Source organism: Methylobacterium sp. E-016, from assembly GCF_022829745.1.
In the GTDB taxonomy this organism is placed as follows: domain Bacteria; phylum Pseudomonadota; class Alphaproteobacteria; order Rhizobiales; family Beijerinckiaceae; genus Methylobacterium.
The window spans coordinates 107,723-125,650 of the sequence record NZ_JAKSYF010000085.1; the positions used below are offsets into that span (position 1 = coordinate 107,723).

19 protein-coding genes, 1 tRNA gene and 1 pseudogene are annotated in these 17,928 nt (G+C 71.6%); 11 read left to right on the top strand and 10 right to left on the bottom strand.

All coding sequences use genetic code 11. The features are described from left to right. Positions 1–117 precede the first annotated feature (117 nt). Positions 118–1,212, top strand: coding sequence for an NAD(P)/FAD-dependent oxidoreductase (locus MKK68_RS11645; RefSeq protein WP_244030388.1), 1,095 nt, complete (start codon positions 118–120; stop codon positions 1,210–1,212). A gap of 10 nt (positions 1,213–1,222) precedes the next feature. On the opposite strand, the gene MKK68_RS11650 is transcribed toward MKK68_RS11645, so the two are convergent. The 3 genes from MKK68_RS11650 to MKK68_RS11660 are packed head-to-tail and all read right to left on the bottom strand — an operon-like array spanning position 1,223 to position 2,818. Then, positions 1,223–1,939 (bottom strand): LrgB family protein, encoded by a 717-nt coding sequence (locus tag MKK68_RS11650; protein ID WP_147725671.1) that lies wholly within the window; start codon positions 1,937–1,939, stop codon positions 1,223–1,225. Continuing rightward, positions 1,936–2,334: a CidA/LrgA family protein gene (locus MKK68_RS11655; protein ID WP_147841528.1), complete on the bottom strand. Its 399-nt coding sequence runs from the start codon at positions 2,332–2,334 to the stop codon at positions 1,936–1,938. Before MKK68_RS11655 ends, MKK68_RS11650 begins: the two co-directional genes overlap by 4 nt. Positions 2,335–2,347: 13 nt before the next feature. Beyond that, complete coding sequence (locus MKK68_RS11660; RefSeq protein ID WP_243949680.1) at positions 2,348–2,818, bottom strand: TerB family tellurite resistance protein; 471 nt, start codon at positions 2,816–2,818, stop codon at positions 2,348–2,350. Between the two features lie 217 nt (positions 2,819–3,035). Between MKK68_RS11660 and MKK68_RS11665 the strand changes: the two genes are divergently transcribed. The 4 genes from MKK68_RS11665 to MKK68_RS11680 all read left to right on the top strand — a co-directional run bounded on the left by MKK68_RS11665 (position 3,036) and on the right by MKK68_RS11680 (position 6,882). Then, a tRNA-Thr gene (locus MKK68_RS11665) sits at positions 3,036–3,111 on the top strand. Positions 3,112–3,492: 381 nt separating this feature from the next. Then, a complete protein-coding gene (locus tag MKK68_RS11670; protein WP_147725674.1) occupies positions 3,493–3,759 on the top strand; it encodes a hypothetical protein in 267 nt (88 codons plus the stop codon). Between the two features lie 267 nt (positions 3,760–4,026). Next, on the top strand, positions 4,027–5,445 hold the full coding sequence (locus MKK68_RS11675) for an FAD-binding oxidoreductase (protein WP_244030390.1): 1,419 nt from the start codon (positions 4,027–4,029) through the stop codon (positions 5,443–5,445). Positions 5,446–5,592: 147 nt separating this feature from the next. Further along, positions 5,593–6,882 carry an MFS transporter gene (locus MKK68_RS11680; RefSeq protein WP_147725684.1) on the top strand — a complete coding sequence of 430 codons (1,290 nt, stop codon included), beginning with the start codon at positions 5,593–5,595 and terminating at the stop codon, positions 6,880–6,882. A gap of 84 nt (positions 6,883–6,966) precedes the next feature. Here the strand turns inward: MKK68_RS11680 and MKK68_RS11685 are convergent, their stop codons facing one another. The 3 genes from MKK68_RS11685 to MKK68_RS11695 all read right to left on the bottom strand — a co-directional run bounded on the left by MKK68_RS11685 (position 6,967) and on the right by MKK68_RS11695 (position 8,450). Continuing rightward, entirely contained in the window at positions 6,967–7,155 is a 189-nt protein-coding gene (locus MKK68_RS11685; protein ID WP_243949793.1) for a hypothetical protein, read from the bottom strand. Positions 7,156–7,345: 190 nt separating this feature from the next. Continuing rightward, positions 7,346–7,738, bottom strand: coding sequence for a nuclear transport factor 2 family protein (locus tag MKK68_RS11690; RefSeq protein ID WP_244030392.1), 393 nt, complete (start codon positions 7,736–7,738; stop codon positions 7,346–7,348). 136 nt (positions 7,739–7,874) lie between these two features. Next, a complete protein-coding gene (locus MKK68_RS11695; protein ID WP_244030394.1) occupies positions 7,875–8,450 on the bottom strand; it encodes a L,D-transpeptidase in 576 nt (191 codons plus the stop codon). 279 nt (positions 8,451–8,729) lie between these two features. Here MKK68_RS11695 and MKK68_RS11700 point away from each other — a divergent pair, with 279 nt between their 5' ends. From MKK68_RS11700 to MKK68_RS11710, 3 genes are all read left to right on the top strand, one after another. Further along, complete coding sequence (locus tag MKK68_RS11700; protein ID WP_147725679.1) at positions 8,730–9,416, top strand: response regulator transcription factor; 687 nt, start codon at positions 8,730–8,732, stop codon at positions 9,414–9,416. Between the two features lie 7 nt (positions 9,417–9,423). After that, positions 9,424–10,002 carry a methylated-DNA--[protein]-cysteine S-methyltransferase gene (locus tag MKK68_RS11705; RefSeq protein WP_244030396.1) on the top strand — a complete coding sequence of 193 codons (579 nt, stop codon included), beginning with the start codon at positions 9,424–9,426 and terminating at the stop codon, positions 10,000–10,002. 66 nt (positions 10,003–10,068) lie between these two features. Further along, a complete protein-coding gene (locus MKK68_RS11710) occupies positions 10,069–10,521 on the top strand; it encodes a cyclic nucleotide-binding domain-containing protein (protein WP_147841495.1) in 453 nt (150 codons plus the stop codon). A gap of 25 nt (positions 10,522–10,546) precedes the next feature. Here MKK68_RS11710 and MKK68_RS11715 read toward each other — a convergent pair whose 3' ends face one another. After that, complete coding sequence (locus MKK68_RS11715; RefSeq protein ID WP_244030398.1) at positions 10,547–11,449, bottom strand: alpha/beta fold hydrolase; 903 nt, start codon at positions 11,447–11,449, stop codon at positions 10,547–10,549. A gap of 1 nt (position 11,450) precedes the next feature. Then, positions 11,451–12,482, bottom strand: a complete 1,032-nt coding sequence (locus tag MKK68_RS11720) for an SDR family oxidoreductase (RefSeq protein WP_244030400.1) — start codon at positions 12,480–12,482, stop codon at positions 11,451–11,453. 321 nt (positions 12,483–12,803) lie between these two features. Here MKK68_RS11720 and dapD point away from each other — a divergent pair, with 321 nt between their 5' ends. Then, on the top strand, positions 12,804–13,649 hold the full coding sequence (gene dapD, locus MKK68_RS11725; protein ID WP_147729790.1) for a 2,3,4,5-tetrahydropyridine-2,6-dicarboxylate N-succinyltransferase: 846 nt from the start codon (positions 12,804–12,806) through the stop codon (positions 13,647–13,649). Positions 13,650–13,669: 20 nt separating this feature from the next. Then, positions 13,670–14,530, top strand: coding sequence for an alpha/beta fold hydrolase (locus MKK68_RS11730; RefSeq protein ID WP_244030402.1), 861 nt, complete (start codon positions 13,670–13,672; stop codon positions 14,528–14,530). Positions 14,531–14,536: 6 nt separating this feature from the next. Here the strand turns inward: MKK68_RS11730 and MKK68_RS11735 are convergent, their stop codons facing one another. Both MKK68_RS11735 and sfnG read right to left on the bottom strand, forming a co-directional pair. Continuing rightward, positions 14,537–15,799, bottom strand: a complete 1,263-nt coding sequence (locus MKK68_RS11735; RefSeq protein WP_244030404.1) for an SfnB family sulfur acquisition oxidoreductase — start codon at positions 15,797–15,799, stop codon at positions 14,537–14,539. A gap of 88 nt (positions 15,800–15,887) precedes the next feature. After that, positions 15,888–16,999 (bottom strand): annotated as a pseudogene (sfnG, locus tag MKK68_RS11740) (dimethylsulfone monooxygenase SfnG). 553 nt (positions 17,000–17,552) lie between these two features. Here sfnG and MKK68_RS11745 point away from each other — a divergent pair. After that, positions 17,553–17,928: NAD(P)H-dependent oxidoreductase (locus tag MKK68_RS11745; RefSeq protein WP_244030406.1), on the top strand; the 376-nt coding region annotated here is incomplete at its 3' end.

The following is a 17,928-nucleotide window of genomic DNA, read 5'->3' on the forward strand; positions in this document are numbered from 1 at the left end:
CTATACACTTTCTAGTTGTATGCCTCGCGCTTCCGCCCGGTGCGACGCCCTCGACGAGGCACCGGGCCTTTACCGGTCCGGCGACCTCGCCGAGAACGGGCGGCGGAGGATCGCATCATGGAAGTCCTGGTCGTCGGTGCGGGCGTCGTCGGCCTCGCGACCGCGCGCGCCCTGGCGCTGCGGGGGCACGAGGTCGTCGTCGCGGAGGCGGCGGAGGCGATCGGCACCGGCGTGTCCGCGCGCAACTCCGAGGTGATCCACGGCGGGATGTACTATCCGGCGGGCTCCCTGCGGGCGAAGCACTGCGTTGACGGCGCGCGCCGGCTCTACGCGCTCTGCGAAAGCCACGGCATTGCCCACCGCGCCTGCGGCAAGCTCATCGTCGCCACGACGGAGGCCGAGGCGGAGACGATCGCCGCGATCCGGGATCGCGGCGTCGCCAACGGCGTCGAAGGACTCGATCTGCTCGACGCCGCCCAGGCCCGACGCCTGGAGCCGAACCTCGCCTGCACCGCAGCGCTTCTGTCGCCGCGGACGGGAATCGTCGACAGCCACGGCCTGATGCTGGCGCTGCAGGGCGATCTCGAGGATCGCGGCGGTGCGATCGCCCTGCACACCCCCGTCACCGGCCTGGCGCGCCGCGACGGACGCTGGGCGGCGGCGTTCGGCGGTGCGAGCCCCGGCGACTATCCGTGCGACGCGGTGGTCAACGCGGCGAGCCTCGACGCACAGGCCCTGGCCGCGCAGACCGAGGGCTACCCGGCCGAGCGGGTGCCGCGCCGTGTGCTGGCGCGCGGCAACTACTTCGGCTTCACGGGAAAGCCCGCGTTCTCCCGGCTGATCTATCCGGCACCGGTCGAGGGCGGCCTCGGCACCCATCTCACCCTCGATCTCGCCGGGCGGATGCGCTTCGGCCCCGACGTCGAGTGGATCGAGGCGGTCGACTACCGGGTCGATCCGGCGCGCGGCGACGCCTTCTACGCGGCGATCCGGCGCTACTGGCCCGGCCTGCCCGACGGCGCGCTGGTCCCCGATTACGCCGGCATCCGCCCGAAGCTCACCGGCCCGGGCGAGCCGGCCGCCGACTTCGTGATCGACGGGCCGGCCGAGCACGGCCTGCCGGGCCTCGTTCACCTGTTCGGAATCGAGAGCCCGGGCCTGACCGCCAGCCTGTCCCTGGCCGAGGCGGTGGCCCACCGCCTCGGCGCGTGACGGCGCGCTCTCAGGACAGAATCCGCAGCGCCAGCGGCACGAAGATCGCGGTGAGGAAGGCGTTCAACCCCATGGCGATGCCGGCGAAGGTGCCGGCGACCTCGCTCACCTGGAACGCCCGCGCGGTGCCGACGCCGTGGGCGGCGAGCCCAACCGCGAAACCGCGGGCGCGCATGTCGCGGATGCCCAAGGCCTGCATCAGCGGCGTCACCAGGATCGCCCCGGTGATGCCGGTCAGCATCACCAGCACCGCCGTCAGCGTCGGGTCGCCGCCGAGCGCTTCCGAGATGCCCATCGCCACCCCCGACGTGACCGATTTCGGGCTGAGCGAGACGATGACGGGCTCCGGGATGCCGAGGAGGCGCGCCAGCACGATCGCGCTGCCGAGCGCCACCGTGCAGCCGGCGACGAGGGCGGCGAGCATGGGCAGGAGCGCCCGCATCACCGTGGCGCGGTGCTCGTAGAGCGGCATCGCCAGCACAACCGTCGCCGGCCCGAGCAGGAAGTGGACGAACTGCGCGCCGTCGAAGTAGGTGGCGTAGGGCGTGCCGGTCAGGGTCAGCACCGTGCCGGTGATCGCGATGGCGATGAGCACCGGGTTCGCCACCGGGTGGCGCCCGCTCGCGGCCGAGATCCGGTCCGCCACGAGGTAGGCGGCCAGCGTCACCGTCAGCCACAGCAGCGGCGTGCGCGCGAGGTAGACCCAGACCGCGAACTCGCCGCTCACCGGTCGCCCCCGATCCGCGCCGTCAGCCGCGCGACCCAGAGGAACACCAGAACCGTGGCGACGAGCGCCGCCGCGGTCGAGACCACGACCACGATCGCGAGGCGAAGCCCCTGCGCCTGCACCACGTCGAGGCGCCCGACGATTCCGGCGCCGGCCGGAACGAACATCAGCGACAGGTTCGCGAGCAGCCCGCGGGCCGTGTTCTCCAGCGTCCCGTCGGTCAGCGGCTTCGGCAGGACCCGTGCCAGGTGCAGCGCGCGCCGGTCGCGCAGCACCAGGAAGCCCAGCATCAGGGCCATGCCGAGGACCGGGCCGGGGAGGGGCAGCCCGGCGCTGCGGGCGAGCACCTCGCCGAGGAGCTGCGCCAGCAGGATCAGGGTCAGGCTCGCGATCATCGATCGCCGCCGCTCAGGCCGGATCGGCGGCGATGCCGGGGATGCCCTCGCCGCGCGCCCGCGCGATCCCGGCCTCGTCGAAGCCGAGGAGCTTGCCGAGCCGCCAGACCAGCGCCTCCTCGAACTCGTCGACGTGGCCGTCGGCGGCGGCGACCGACCACGCCATCGCCAGGATGCGCCCGCGCTCGCCGGCATCGGCCTCGTGCGGCAGCATCTCGACGAGGCTCGCCACGTCGCGGGTCTCGGAATCGAAGGCGGCGGCCCGGGCGATCAGGGCGTCGGCGGCCTCGGCGCTCTCGGCGTAGCGCCCGCGCACCAGCCGCGCGAGGCGCTCCGATTCCGCCGGCGCGAGGATGCCGTCGGCCCGGGCCACGTGGACGAGGAGCGCGGTGGCGGCCAGGTGGGTGTCGTCGCCCGGCGTCTCGTGCGCGGCGACCCCGAGGGCCTCGGCGGCATAGGCCCGCAGGCGTGCGATCAGCGACATGGCGATGTTCCCGCGACCGGCGCGCCCGGTGCGGTGGGACCCTTCCCGCCGGATCCGCCCCCGTCAAGGACGCGAAGCGCAGCCCCGACCCTTCCCCGCGCCGCCGTGTCCCGCCTGCATCGCAGCCGGCTCCGCGAACGGTGCCGCCTTGCCAACGGCAGACCGGACGGCTATGCACCGTGGCCTCGGCGATCGCACCCTGCGACCGCGGACGGATGCCGCTTTAGCTCAGCTGGTAGAGCACCTCATTCGTAATGAGGGGGTCGGGGGTTCGAATCCCTCAAGCGGCACCATTTTGGTTGCGCTCTCCGCAACGGTCGTGAACACTTCAGCTCGAATCGATGTCTGCCGCTCGCGCAGCAGTGACCCTGTGCGCCCGATCGGCTCGACGTCTTTGGAGCGATCGCCTGGACCATGCGATCCCGCGGGGTGGCGTCACGCTGTCGCCTGGAGCCGATGCGGCGCTCGCGGCCCGCCCCCAGCGCAAGCTTGCAATCTTGCCGAACGAGGACGCCGACGCTGGCAATCTGCTGTAGTTGCGGCAAGCTTTTTAATCCCGGCCGGTGCGTGCGCGGCGGCACGTCGGAAATGTAAGCGGCTCACCATCTCAGTCTCAAGCAGAGAGAAACGGACCCGGATCAGGGTTTGTCCTGCAGAGGAGCTGAGACGCCACCATGAAGACCCGTATCGCCGCCATCGCCGCCGCTACTATTCTTGGCGTCGCCACGATCTCGTCGGCAATGGCCTACGACCGTCCGGCGCGTTACACCGGTTTTGCGCCCTACGACGTCGAGACGACGGGTTCGTTCGACGGCTTCGATCAGCGGTTCGACCGCAATCCGGCTACCTGCCGGATGAGTTCCGCCGCCGAGGGCAATGCCAACCAGCAGAACTTCCCGGTGAAGCAGTACGGCCAGACCGCCGGCGGCAATCGCTGCTGATCGGCTGGCGGGCTTGGAGGTCGTCGCCGACGTCGTCCGTCGGGTCATTCCCCGCGGCGTGATCGCGACGGTCATAACGCGCGGGCCGTCGTCGGTGAAAGGCGGCGCGCCCGAGCAGAGGGCCGAGATCCAGCGGCGGGGTGCGAGCCCTGCCGCTTTCTCATGCGTCCGAGGCGGATCGACCGGCTGAGGCCCGGTCGCGGCTTTTCAACCGGGCGTTGGGGCGACATGGTCCGCGCCCGAGGTCCGAAACCCGCGCGAGCTGTCATGACCCTCTCCGATGCCGTCGCTCCGTTCCGCAGCCTCCTCGGCGAGGGTGGGGTGCTGACCGGCTCCGACACCGGGCGCTACACCCGGGACCAGCGCGACCTGATGCAGGGCGAGACGGCGGCCGTGCTGCGGCCGCGGTCGGTCGCCGAGGTGCAGGCGCTCGTGCGCCTCGCGAAGGCCGAGGGCTTTGGGCTCGTGCCGCAGGGCGGCAACACCGGCTACGTTGGCGGGGCGACGCCGCAAACCGGACGACGGCAGCTGGTCGTCAGCCTGGAGCGGATGACGCGGATCCGATCGGTCGATCCCCTCGATTTCTCGCTCGCCTGCGATGCCGGGGCGATCCTCGCCGACGCTCAGGCGGCCGCGGCCGCGCACGACCTCCTCCTGCCGCTGAGCCTCGGCGCGGAGGGAAGCTGCCGCCTCGGCGGCAACCTCGGAACCAATGCCGGCGGCCTACAGGTGCTGCGCTACGGCATGACCCGCGACCTGGTCCTCGGGCTGGAGGCGGTCCTGCCGGACGGGTCGCTTCTCTCCGACATGAAGCGGCTGCGCAAGAACAACATCGGCTACGACCTGAAGCAGCTCTTCGTCGGCGCCGAGGGCACGCTCGGCATCGTCACCGGGGTGGTGCTGAAGCTGTGGCCGGCGCAGAGCTTCCGCGCGACCGCGTGGCTGCAGCTCGCCGCCGGCGCGCCGATCTCGGAGATCGCCGCGTTCCTGCGCCGCGAGACCTCGGACCTGGTTTCGACCTTCGAGCTGATCTCGGCCTCGTCGCTCGCTCTGGTCGCCGAGATGCGCGGCGCCGCGACCGGCTTCGCCACCGGAGCCGGCGGGGCGGTGCTGCTCGAGCTCTCGTCCTCGTCGCGTCACATCCCGCTCGACGACGTGCTGATGGCGGCCCTCGAAGCCCTGATGGAACGGGCATGGATCACCGATGCGGTGCTGGCGAGCTCCGAGGCGCAGCGCCGGGCGATGTGGACCGTGCGCGAGACCATCCCCGAGGGCGAGAAGCAGGCCGGTGGCTCGGTCAAGCTCGACATTGCGGTGCCGGTCTCGCAGCTCAGCGCGTTCCTGGCCCGCGGCGATGCGCTGGTGGCGGAGCGGATGCCGGGCGTGCGCCTGTCCTTCTATGGCCATGTCGGCGACGGCAACGTCCACTACAACCTGATGGTGCCGGCGGGCGAGGACCGCCTCGCCTTCACCCGCCGGGTCGAGGCGGGCATCGCGCACGACCTCTACGCGGTGGCGATCGATCTCGGCGGCAGCTTCAGCGCCGAGTACGGCATCGGCCGGTTCAAGCGCGACCTGCTCCGCCGTTACGCCGACCCGACCCGGCTCGCCCTGATCGAGACCGTCAAGGCCGCCATCGACCCGGACGGGCTGATGAACGCCGGCGCCATGGCCGGACGCGACTAGCGACGCACGCGCGCCGGCTCCATTCGGTCCGCCGCTTCGCCGGAAATCCGAGCTTGGCGTCCCGCCGAAATACATGCATATGCCTGTTTCGGGCGTGGGCGCCCCGAATCGGTCGAGGGTGTGATGATGGTCGCCAGTCCGTCCCCTGTGCTGTCCGGCGCGCTCGCCCGGGCGCTGGCGCGCCGCGGCGTGCATTATGGCTGGGTCTCGGCCGCGGTCACCTTCCTCACCATGCTGGTCACGGCCGGCGCGGTCGGGGCGCCCGGCGTGCTGATCCTGCCGCTGCAGACGGAATTCGGCTGGGACACCGCCTCGATCTCCTCGGCGCTGGCGATCCGCCTCGTGCTGTTCGGGTTGATGGGCCCCTTCGCCGCCGCCCTGATGAACCGCTACGGCCCGCGCCGGATCGTGCTGGCGGCATTGGCGCTGATCGCCTCGGGGTTGCTGGCCTCGCTCGCGATGACGCAGCTCTGGCAGCTGATCCTGCTCTGGGGCGTCGTGGTTGGCGTGGGCACCGGGCTGACCGCGCTGGTGCTCGGAGCGACGGTGGCGACGCGCTGGTTCTCGCATCGGCGCGGCCTCGTCGTCGGGCTGCTCACCGCGAGCTCGGCCACCGGCCAGCTGATCGTGCTGCCGATCCTCGCCGCGCTGACCGAGGCGCTCGGCTGGCGCGCCGCCCTGCTCACGGTCTGCAGCCTGCTCGGGCTGGCGGCCCTCTTCGTGTTCCTGTTGCTGCGCGACCGGCCGGAGGATGTCGGCCTGCTGCCCTACGGCGAGACGGCGGCGAATGCCGCCCCGCCGCGCGGGCCCGCCGTCGGCGCCATCGCGGCGCTTCGCGAGGCCGCGCGGACGCGGGTGTTCTGGGTGCTGTTCCTCACCTTCTTCATCTGCGGCGCGAGCACCAACGGGCTGATCCAGACCCACTTCATCCCGCTCTGCGCCGATTACGGCCTGCGCCCGGTCCAGGCGGCGAGCGTGCTCGCCGGCATGGGCGTGTTCGACTTCGTCGGCACGGTCGCTTCGGGCTGGCTGTCGGACCGCTACGACAACCGCTGGCTCCTGTTCTGGTACTACGGCCTGCGCGGGCTCTCGCTCCTGTGCCTGCCGTTCTCCGATTTCTCCTTCGCCGGGCTGTCGCTGTTCGCGGTGTTCTACGGCCTCGACTGGATCGCCACCGTGCCGCCGACGGTGAAGCTGGCGGCGCAGCGCTTCGGGCGCGAGCGCGCCAACGTGGTCTTCGGCTGGGTCTTCGCCGGGCATCAGCTCGGCGCGGCGACGGCGGCCTTCGGCGCCGGCCTCTCGCGGACCGAGCTGCAGAGCTACCTGCCGGCCTTCTTCGCCGCGGGCGCGCTGTGCCTCGTCGCCTCGGCGCTGATTCTCACGCTGAGCCCGCCGCGGCGGGAGGCGGTGCCGGGTGCGGTGCCGGCCGCCGGCTGAAACCGCGTGCCGGCGTCCGACCCATCGCGATCAAGCATCGAGCCCGATCGCTGGCGCCGCTTACGACCATGGCGCAGGTGACGGCTACACCGTCCGGTCGACGACCCGTCCCTGACCGGCCGGCGCCGGGGGCGAAACGGCAACCGCCGTCTCCGCGACCAGCGCGGCGACCGCCTTCTGCGCGTCGATCTGCTGACGCGCGACGGCGGTGCCGATCGACTGAGACAGGGCACCGGCCTGGATCTGGACGGCTCGGGCGACGGGGCTGGTCATGGCGCATCATGACCCGGCGTCGGTGAAGGGCTGGTTATGCCGACGCTTCAGAAGTCTGTCCCGGCCGGAGGGGGATCGGTTCGGTCGACGGTCCGCCTGCGGTCCGAAGTCGACCGCCCGTCGCCGATGGCCCCCCGCACGCCGGCGAAGACCTCAAATCGTGGCTCACGCGGTGGTGCTCCACGCGCCCCTAGGTTTTCGGCGGGTCCAGCATGACCCAGAGGCGGGTGATCCGCCCATCGACGACGTTCGCGACGTCCGCGCCGGTGACGACGACCGGCCCGTTCCGGGGGCCGCCTTTCCAGCGCAGGACGCCGAGCCCGTGATGCCCGACCGCGACGCCATCGGGCGCGAAGCGGAAGTCCGGCCCGAACCGCTCGAGAAGCTTGCCGGCGATCTCGGAGATCGCCGCACGGCCCACGACGACGGTCGTCGGCTCGTACATGACCGGTTCGGCGACGAAGAGCTCATCGAGGGCGCGCTCGCGCTTCGCGCCGTCGCGTTCGTTGAAGATGCGTTCGAGATTCGCGCGCAGCAGGCGGTCGTAGTCCGGCGCGTCCGGCGTCTTGGTCTCGTCCGGCACGACTCATCCTCCGGCGGTGGCGATCTGCGCTAGGAGGGTATCGGCCCAGACGCCAGATGAGAAGCCACAGATAGGCAAAGATTCTGGTGTCACGGCTTCATGGCGGCCGACAGTCCTGGTCTCGATCCTCGCGCGATCACCCGATCACGAGGCGGGTGCGAGGCCCGAGGCGGCGCAGGAGCCGGAGCAGGTCGGCGCGCTTGAGCGCGACGCAGCCCTCCGTCGGCGTGTAGCCCGGCCGGGCGATGTGCAGGAAGATCGCCGAGCCGCGGCCGGGGCGGATCGGGCCGCGGTTGTGGTCGAGGTCGATCACCACGTCGTAGAGACCGTCGTCGCGCCACATCCGTTCCGCGCTCACGCCCGGCGCGGGCAGGGCGATCGGCCGGTTGTAGCGGCGGTCGCGGACGTCGTCGCACCAGCCGTCGCCCGGCGCCGTCCGGCGCAAGGGGAGGGCGGTGGCAGGGCGAGGAAGATGGTCGGACCGATAGCTGCCGCCGCGCAGGCGGACGCGACCGCGCGGCGATCCGCCGTCGCCCTCGCGCTTCACCTGCACGATGCCGCCGCTTCCCAGGGCGCAGGGGATGATGGCGTCGCCGGCCTGCAGCAGGCCCTTGCGCCGGTCGCCGACGCGCGGGTGCACGCGAAGCGTCGCCAGGGTGGTCGTCTTGCCGGGTCGGGAGCCGGTTCGGGGAGGGCGAGGTCGTTGAATCATGATGCTGCGCGAGAGTGATTCCAGGCTCGGCGTTCGGGGCCCCGATCGGCTCCGCCCGCCCGTGCCGGCCCCGTCCTGCGAGGCCCATACGGGCAGGATGTCACCGAAATGGTCGAATAATTGTGCACAAGGCAATTCCCCGCCGCGAAAAGCGCGTTATTCTAAGGCGACTACCCGGGTCGAAGAACCCTCGGGTTTTTGGGAGCGAGATCGCCCGCGCGCCGGAGTTCCGGGGCACGACTCGTTCCGGTCGTGCCCTGTCGAAGAGTTCCTCGGACGATGTCCAACGCCTACCGCCTTCTCATCTGCGACGACGACGCGATCCTGCGCGAGACCCTGACCGAGCAGCTCGACCTCTGCGAGGAGTTCACGGTGGTCGCCGAGGTCGATGCGGGCCGGGCCATCGCCCGCGTCGCCGCCGACCGGATCGATCTCGCGGTGATGGATGTCGGGCTGCCCGACATGGATGGGCGCGAGGCCGTCCGCCTGATGCGGAAGAACGGCTTCAAGGGGCCGGTCATCATGCTGACGGCGCAGGATTCCGAGGCCGACACCGTCGAGGGCCTCGAGGCGGGCGCCAACGACTACGTCACCAAGCCGTTCAAGTTCGCGATCCTGCTCGCCCGCATCCGCGCGCACCTGCGCAGCCACGAGGCGTCCGAGGACGCGGTCTTCCAGATCGGCCCCTACACCTTCAAGCCGGGCGCGAAGCTCCTGGTCGGCGAGCGCGGCTCCAAGCTGAAGCTGACCGAGAAGGAGACCGCGATCCTGCGCTTCCTCTATCGCGCCGGGCGCGAGGTGGTCGGCCGCGACACGCTGCTCGCCGAGGTCTGGGGCTACAACGCGCAGGTCACGACTCACACGCTCGAGACCCACATCTACCGGCTCCGGCAGAAGATCGAGCCGAATCCGGGGCTCGCCGCGATTCTCGTCACCGAGGGCGGCGGCTACAAGCTGCTGCCGTGATGCCGGCATGAGGGCCGCCCCGGTCGCCCTTCGGCGCGAGACCCTGGCGAGCCCGATCGGAACGCTCGTCCTCCTCACCGACGCGGACGGGCGGCTGCGGGTCGCCGACTTCGACGATTATCGCGACCGCATGGAAACGCTGCTCGAACGCGGCTACGGCCGCGGCGGCTGGTCGATCGCCGACAGCCCGCATCCGAGCGGGGCCTTGCGCGCGCTCGCGGACTACTTCGACGGCGACCTCACCGCCATCGACGCGATCGAGACGGCCACCGGCGGGACCCTGCTGCAGCGGGCGGTCTGGGCCGCGTTGCGCGCCGTGCCACCCGGAATGACCGAGAGCTACGGCGCGCTCGCGGCGCGAATCGGGCATCCGCGCGCGGTGCGCCCGGTCGGCGCCGCCAACGGTGCGAACCCGATCTGCGTGGTGGTACCGTGCCACCGCGTCGTCGGCGCGAACGGCACGCTCACCGGTTACGGCGGCGGCCTGGAACGCAAGCGCTGGCTTCTCGACCACGAGGCCCGCCATGTCGGGCTCGGCGGCGTGGAGCGTCACGCCGACCTGTTCGGGGCGGCGCTGCTGCGTTGAGCCCGTTCCCCGTTCCCGACGCTTCCGCTAAGGATCGCCGATCGGATGGGGAAGGACCGGCGCGGGTTGGGCATCGAAGACGACATCGCGATCCTCGCCGCCGCGCCGGTGTTCGAAGCCTTCGGGCGCGACGCCCTGCGCCTGCTCACCTTCGCCGCCGAGCGCCGGTCGCTGGATCCCGGCGAGCGGCTGTTCGCCCGCGGCGATCCTGCCGACGGCGGCTTCATCGTCCTGTCGGGCACGATCGCCCTCGAGCCGCGCGTGCCCGGCGGCGAGACGATCCTGGCCGGGCGCTCTGCGCTGATCGGGCGGCTCGCCCTGTTCGTCCGCGGCGAGCGGCCGAGCGAGGCCACCGCGCGCGACGCGGCGGAGGTCATGCGCATCACCCCGACGCTGATGCGTAGGGTGCTGGAGGAGTTCCCCGACGCCGCGGCCGCGATCCACGACGCGTTGGCCGACGACCTGACCGGATTGAACCGGGGCTTCGACCGGGTCCGCGCCATGCTCGACGCGGATTGAGCGACCGGGCCACTGTGGCCGGCGGTCAGGATCGTGGCAGGACGGCGCGCGCGGCCTCCGTCACCGCATCGGCGCGGAAGTGGTGCAGCATGTGCCCGATGCCCGGCAGCCGCTCGTAACGGGCGCCGGGGATCAAGCGGGCGGCCAGGGCGCCGTGGATCATCGGGTTGACCACGATGTCGGCATCGCCCGCCAGGATCCGCACCGGCACGCGGCAGGTCGCGTAGGCCGTCGCGCTCCGGCTCAGCGCCGCCCAGAGCGACAGCGCATCCTCCGCCTCGGCGACGATCTGACCGGACCGCCCGGCGAACCCGAACGGGAACGCCTCGGCGAAGGCCTTCGGCATCGTCTGCGGCAGGAACATCGCGTTCCACAGCATCGGCAGCAGCGTCGGGTCGGCGGACGCCCCGAGAGCCCGCGACAGCACCGGGCCGGACACGGGGGCGGCGCGCGGGCCGAACAGCACCTGCTCGAGGCGAAGCTCAGGGAAGCAGACCGGGGCGAGCGCCACGATGCCGGCGACGTCGTCGGGGTAGAGCAGCCCGTAGGCCAGCGCGACGGCGCCGCCGTAGGAATGCCCGACGATCACCGGGCGATGCAGCCCGAGCGATCGCACGGCCGTGTGGATCAGCTCGGCCTGGCGCCAGGGCGAGGCGTCGGTTCCGCGGGCGCGGGTGCTGCGTCCGTGCCCCGGCCGGTCGACGGCGACCACCCGGAAGTGCCGGGCGAGCGCCGGCACCGGACCGAGCCACATGTCCTCCAGCGTCATCAGCGTGCCGTGGATGGCGACGAGGTCCGGCCCGGCACCGGTCTCGGCATAGGCGATCGACCGCTCGTCCGGCAGGTCGACCATCTTGCGCGGGACGATGCGCTGGGTCTCGGGGGGAGGGCCGGGCAGGCCGGACGTGTCGAGCAGCAGGGCGGCCATCCTAGAGCGAGCGCCTGCGCCCGCGGGACGGATTGCCCGCCTTGCTGCCGATGCCCGTCAGCGCCAGCGCGGCGAGGCCGAGCCCGATCAGCCCCGCCGTCGCGGCGACCGGATGCAGGGTCGCCCGGGTGTAGGCGCTGGTGCGCATCACGTAGCCGGGCTGAGTGCCGCGGACCGCGCCCGCATGCTTCGGCGCATGCAATGCGCCGGCCGGGTCGCGCGGTTCCTCGCCGCGCTTCTGCATCGCGATGATCGCCGGCGCCAGCAGATCGTAGGCACCCGGCGCGAATTCCTTGCCGGCCACCATCAGCTTGCCGCCCCCGCCGACGATGATGTCGCGCTGCGGATGCACGGCGGCGTGCAGGATGGCGTTCGCGACCTCCTCGGGCGGGTAGATCGGCGGCGGCAGCATCGGCTCCCGGTCCATGTAGTTGCGCGCCCGCTGCGGCAGCGGCGTGTCGATCGAGGTCGGCTTGACCAGCGTCACCGAGACCGGCGCATCCTCGGCCAGCAGCTCCATGCGCAGGGCGTCGGTGAACCCCTTCACGGCGTGCTTGCTCGCCACGTACATGCCCTGAAACGGGAAGGCGAGGTCGGAGGCGACGCTGCCGAGGTTGATCAGCGCACCGCCGCGGCGGCGCAGGTGCTCGACGGCGACGAGCGACCCGAACACCGTGCCCCAGAGGTTGGTCTGGATCAGGCGGACGTTGTCCGCGTCGGACACCTCGCGCAGCGGCCCGTAGATGGTGAGGCCGGCGACGTTCACCCAGGTGTCGAAGCCACCGAACGCGGCCACCGCGCGATCGGCCACGGCCTGGACCTCGGCCCGGTTCCCGACATCGCAGGCGACGGCGATCGCCCGGCCGCCGGACGCCTCGATCTCCGACCGCACGGTCTCGAGCACGTCGGCGCTGCGGGCCGCCAGCACCACGCGTGCGCCCCCGGCCGCGGCCCGGCGGGCGGTCGCGAGCCCGATGCCGCTCGACGCGCCGGTGACGACGACGACCTGATCGCGTAATGCCTTGTGTCTCATGCCGTCCCATCGCTCCACGCACCGGTCGGCACGGAGCCGCGGTCTTCGGGAGCTACCCGCGAAACCGTGAGATGTTGCCGAACGAGGCGCGATCCAGGCGCGTCCGTTGCACGCAGGCGTTCGAGTGCCCGAGCTGGCCGGCTCGGGTTCGAGCGGCTGCGGAAGCCCTGAGCCGGCGAGGCGATGTCGCGGGTGCTGCTCACGGTGATCCGTTCGCGGGACGGCGGCCGGACGTCGTCCCGCGCACCGGGACCGTCAGGTGACAGGGCGGTCGGCCGCTTGTAAGCACGGGCGCTCACGAAAACCCTGTCCGGAAGACCCATGTCCCACGCCGCCCTCGCCCAGACCATCGAAGCCGCCTGGGAGGACCGCGCCGGCATCGACACGAGCACGCGCGGCGCCGTTCGCGAGGCGGTCGAGGCGGCCCTCGCCCTGCTCGATTCCGGCGAGGCGCGCGTCGCCGAGAAGAGCGGCGACCAGGATTGGGTCGTCAACCAGTGGCTGAAGAAGGCGGTGCTGCTGTCCTTCCGCCTCAACGACATGGCGCCGATCTCCGGCGGCCCCGGCGAGGCGCCGTGGTGGGACAAGGTGCCCTCGAAGTTCGAGGGCTGGAGCGAGGCCGAGTTCCGCGCCGCGGGCTTCCGCGCCGTTCCCGGCTGCTTTGTCCGCCGCGGCTCGTTCATCGCGCCCGGCGCCGTGCTGATGCCGTCGTTCATCAATCTCGGGGCGCGGGTCGGCAAGGGCACCATGGTCGACACCTGGGTGACGATCGGCTCCTGCGCCCAGGTCGGCGACAACTGCCACATCTCGGGCGGCGCCGGCATCGCCGGCGTGCTCGAGCCGCTGCAGGCCAACCCGGTGATCATCGAGGACAACTGCTTCATCGGCGCCCGCGCCGAGGTGGCCGAGGGCGTGATCGTCGGCGAGGGCAGCGTGCTGTCGATGGGCGTCTACATCGGCGCCTCGACCCGCATCGTCGACCGCACCACCGGCGAGGTCTTCTACGGCCGCGTGCCGCCCTATTCGGTGGTCGTCTCCGGCACGATGCCGGGCAAGGCGCTGCCGGACGGCTCGCCCGGACCGGGCCTGTACTGCGCCGTCATCGTCAAGCGCGTCGACGCCGGCACCCGCGCCAAGACCGCGATCAACGAGCTGCTGCGCACCTGATCCGAGCCGGGCCCGATCCGATGCGCGAGACCGCGACCCTCGACCTCACGGTGGCCGGCCGCTCGGTGCCGACGCCGTGCGATCGGATCGGGGCCGGCCCCGACGTGCTGCTGCTGCCGGCGCTCTCGACGATCGCGTCGCGGGCCGAGATGCACGGCGTTGCCGACCAGCTCGCCTGGGACCATCGCTGCCTGATCCCGGACTGGCCCGGCTTCGGTGCGCATCCGCGGGCGCGGCTGCCGCTGGATCCGGCGACGTTCCACGCCTATCTCGACGCGCTGCTCGCGGCTGCACCCGGCCCCTACGCGCTCGGCGTCGCCGCCGGCCACGCGGCGGGCTACCTGGTGGCCGCCGCCCGCCGGCATCCGACGGCGTTCGCCCGGCTCGTCCTGGTGGCGCCGACCTGGCGCGGCCCGCTTCCGACCGTGATGGGACCGGAGCGCCGGGGCCTGTTCAGCGCGATCCGCCGCGCGGTCGAGACGCCGGGGCTGGGCGACGCCCTCTATGCCCTCAACATCCGCCCCAAGGTGATCGGCCGGATGATGCGCGCCCACGTCTACGGCGACGCGGCGCACGTCACCGATGCGCTGATCGCGGACAAGACCACGATCACCCGCCAGCGCGGCGCGCGCTTCGGCACGGCGGCCTTCGTCACCGGCGGGCTCGATCCCGTGCCAACGCGCGAAGCCTTCCTCGCCCTGTTCGGCGACGGCCTGCCGCCGATCCGGGTGCTGCGCCCGAGCCGCGCCCCGCGCCGGTCCGGCGCCGAGATGGACGCGCTTGTCGCGTCCGGCCGCGTCGAGGGCCGACCGGTGCCGGGCGCCCTCAGCCCGCACGAGGAATATCCGGCCGAGACCGCCGAGGCGATCCGCGCGGCCTGACGCGCCTCAGCTCCAGGCGTGGGAGGGGGGCGCCACCCCGTTGAGCGCGTGGTGGCCGACGATCGCCACCTTCCAGCGGACGGGGTCGTGCAGCGTGTGCGTCCGCGCGTTGCGCCAGTGCCGGTCGAGGTTGTGCTCGGCGAGCGTCGAGCGGGTGCCGCCGAGCTCGAACAGCTTGTTCGAGGCCGCGAGCGCGATCTCGGTGGTGAGCACCTTCGATTCGGCGACCGCGATCTTGGCGGCGTTCACCAGCCCCGCATCGTGGTCGACGAGCGCGGCGTCGATCGCGAGGCCGGCGCGGTCGAGGATTGCTTCGGCCGCGTGCAGGCGGATGGTGAGGTCGCCGACGGCCTGGATGGTGTAGGGGTCGTCGGAGGCCCGATCCTGACCGGCATCGATCCACGGCCGCGCCTTCTCGCGCACGAAGGCGATGGTGTCATCCAGGGCCGCGCGGCCGATGCCGGCGTCGATCGCCGCCTGGATGATCTGGAAGATCGCCCCGTCGAGGCGCGGCAGTTCCTGATAGGCCTTCCAGGCCGGGACGAGGTAGCTCTTCTCCACCCGCACGGCCTCGATCAGCACCGTGCCGCTCGCCGTGCCGCGCTGGCCGAAGGCCGACCAGTCGTCGATCACCGTCAGACCGGGCGCGTTGCGGTCGGCGATCGCGTACCAGGCGAGACCCGCATCGTCGACGGCGACGATCGGCACGAGGTGGGCGAGCAGCGCCCCGGTGGCGTAGAACTTCTGGCCCTGCACGATCACGTGGTCGCCGTGGTCGGTGAAGTGGGTGGCGAAGTCGGCGGCGCGCGCCGTGCCCTTCTCCGAGAACGCGTTGCCGAAGCGGGTGCCGCGCAGCACCTCGGCGAACAGGAGGGCCTGCTGCTCGGGGTCCGACACGGTGCGGATCGCGGCGACGATGCCGAGGTGGTTCTGCGCGATCTGTGCGATCGAAGGGTCGGCCGCGGCGACGATGGCGATCACCTGCGCCAGCGTCCGATACGACACCTCGGGGCCGCCGTGCTCGCGCGGAACGTTGATCGACCATAGGCCGCTCTGCGAGAACCGGTCGAGCTCCGCCAGCGGCCGGGCATGCGCGAGGTCGCGCTCCGACGCCCCCTCGCGGATCGAGGCGGCGAGCGCGTGGGCGACGCGGATCGCCTCGGCGTCGTCGCGGATGATGTGGGCGGCCTCGGATGGACGGGCCGGGCCCGGAACCCCGCGAGAGGACGCTGTTCCGGACAGCGCCTGGGTGCTGACGGCGATGTTCATCGATCTCTCCGAAGTTCGAGGGCGGTCGTCGGATACGCATCCGCCTCTTCCCGATCGCGCGGCGAGGGGATGCTCGGCATCGGCGCGCCTACGCCGCCTCGGCGCGCTCAGCGCGCTCGGCGCGGGCCGCTTCGAGCGCGCGGACCCGCGGGATGATGTGCGCGCCGAAGTACGCCACGTCCTCCTGGAAATGCAGGAAGGCCAGCAGCGCGAGATCGGTCCCGGCATCCTTGAGCGCGATGATGCGCTCGGCGATCTGGTCCGGCGTGCCGATCAGGTTGGTCTTGAAGCCGTCGTTGTACTGGACGAGGTCCTCGAAGGTCGATTTCGCCCAGTTGCCCTCGCCCTCGGGCGAAGCCCGGCCGGCGTTCTTCGCCTCGTGGCCGAAAGCCTTCACCGCATCCGGGTTGGCATGGTCGATGATCTCCTGCAGCACGGCGCGCGCCTCGGCCTCGGTGTCGCGCGCGATGACGAAGGCGTTCACGCCGACCTTGACCGCATGGCCGTTGGCGGCGGCCTTCGCCTGCAGGTCGGCGACCTGCGCCCGGATGCCCTCGGGGGTGTTGCCGTTGGTGAAGTACCAATCCGACACCCGCGCCGCCATGTCGCGCGCCGCCCGCGACGAGCCGCCCTGGAAGATCTCCGGCGTCACCGCCGGCTTCGGCTTGAGGTTGTAATCGGTGTAGCGATAGAAATCGCCGCGGAACGTGTAGTTCTCCTGAGTCCAGATCCCGCGAAGCGCGGTGATGAACTCCTCGGAGCGCCGGTAGCGCTCGTCGTGGTCGAGCCACGGCTCGCCGATGGCGCGGAACTCGCCCGAGAACCAGCCCGAGACCACGTTGATCGCGATGCGGTTGTCGGTCAGCTCGCTGATCGTCGCGATCTGCTTGGCCGCGATGGTCGGGTTCCACGGCCCGGGCAGCAGCGCGGCGATGACCTTGAGCCTGGTCGTCACGGCGAGCAGCGCGTGGCTGAAGGCCACCGATTCGTGCTGGTACTCGGCGCCGTAGCCGGCGGTGAAGCGGATCTGCGTCAGCGCGTAGTCGAAGCCGGCATCCTCGGCGATCCGCGCGAGCTTGCGGTTGTAATCTCCGTCCCAGCTCGTGCGCTGCGGGATCGCGCTGATGACGAGCCCCCCGGAGACGTTCGGCACCCGTAGGCGAAGCGGATCGGCTCTTCGGTCGCGTTGCGGTTGGTCATGGGGTTGCGCCTCCTCGTCGGTCAGGCCTCCCGCAAGGGCGAAGAGCGATCGTCCCGCATGGTCGCGGATCGAAGATCGCATCGAACAGCCGCTCGCCGTCGTGCCGATTTGCCTGTCCGTCAAGTATTTCCAAAGTCGATGCCGCCGTCAAAGGAAGCAACGCGCAATCTTTTGCCTGAACGAGCAAGAAATTTCCGTCGCCCGTCCTTCCGGGGAACGAAGCTTCCCCGAGCCGAGCGCAACGGCCGACGTACCACGCGAACGATCGTATCGGCGTTCTTCACAAAGAACGATGGTGGGCCGAGCTCGTGGAAGAGGTCGGTCGTTTCGCGGCGCACGAGTGGAAGGAGAACGAAAAACCCCCTCCCGGTCGCATCGGGCAACGATCACCTCAACCGGAGCGTTCTTTTGCAAGAACGTTTCATTGACCGCGTGCACCGCACGCCTCACCTTTGGGAGGACATCGCGGCACGGTCCGAACGGGTGGCGGCGCGGCCGTCCCGCGTCCGGACCGTGCCTTGCGCCACCTTCCTTTCGAGACGAGATCCGACGATGACGCGACCGAAACTCGTGGGCTTCAGCGCCAACCTTCAGCGCCCGTCCAAGACCCGCGCCCTGGTCGAGGCCGTGGCCGAGGCCGCCACTGTCGACGGCGGCCTCGACCTTCGGCTGTTCGATCTCGTCGATGCCGGCACCGGGCTCGGCGCGGCCTGGTCGCGGGATGCGCTGTCGCTTCCCGCCCGCCGGGTGATCGAGGCGATCGAGGGCGCCGACGCGCTGGTCGTCGGCTCGCCGGTCTACAAGGGCAGCTTCACCGGGCTGTTCAAGCACGTCTTCGACCTGATTGATCCGGCGGCCCTGGCCAACAAGCCGGTCGCGATCGTCGCCACCGGCGGCGGCGCCCGCCACGCGCTCGTCGTCGAGCATT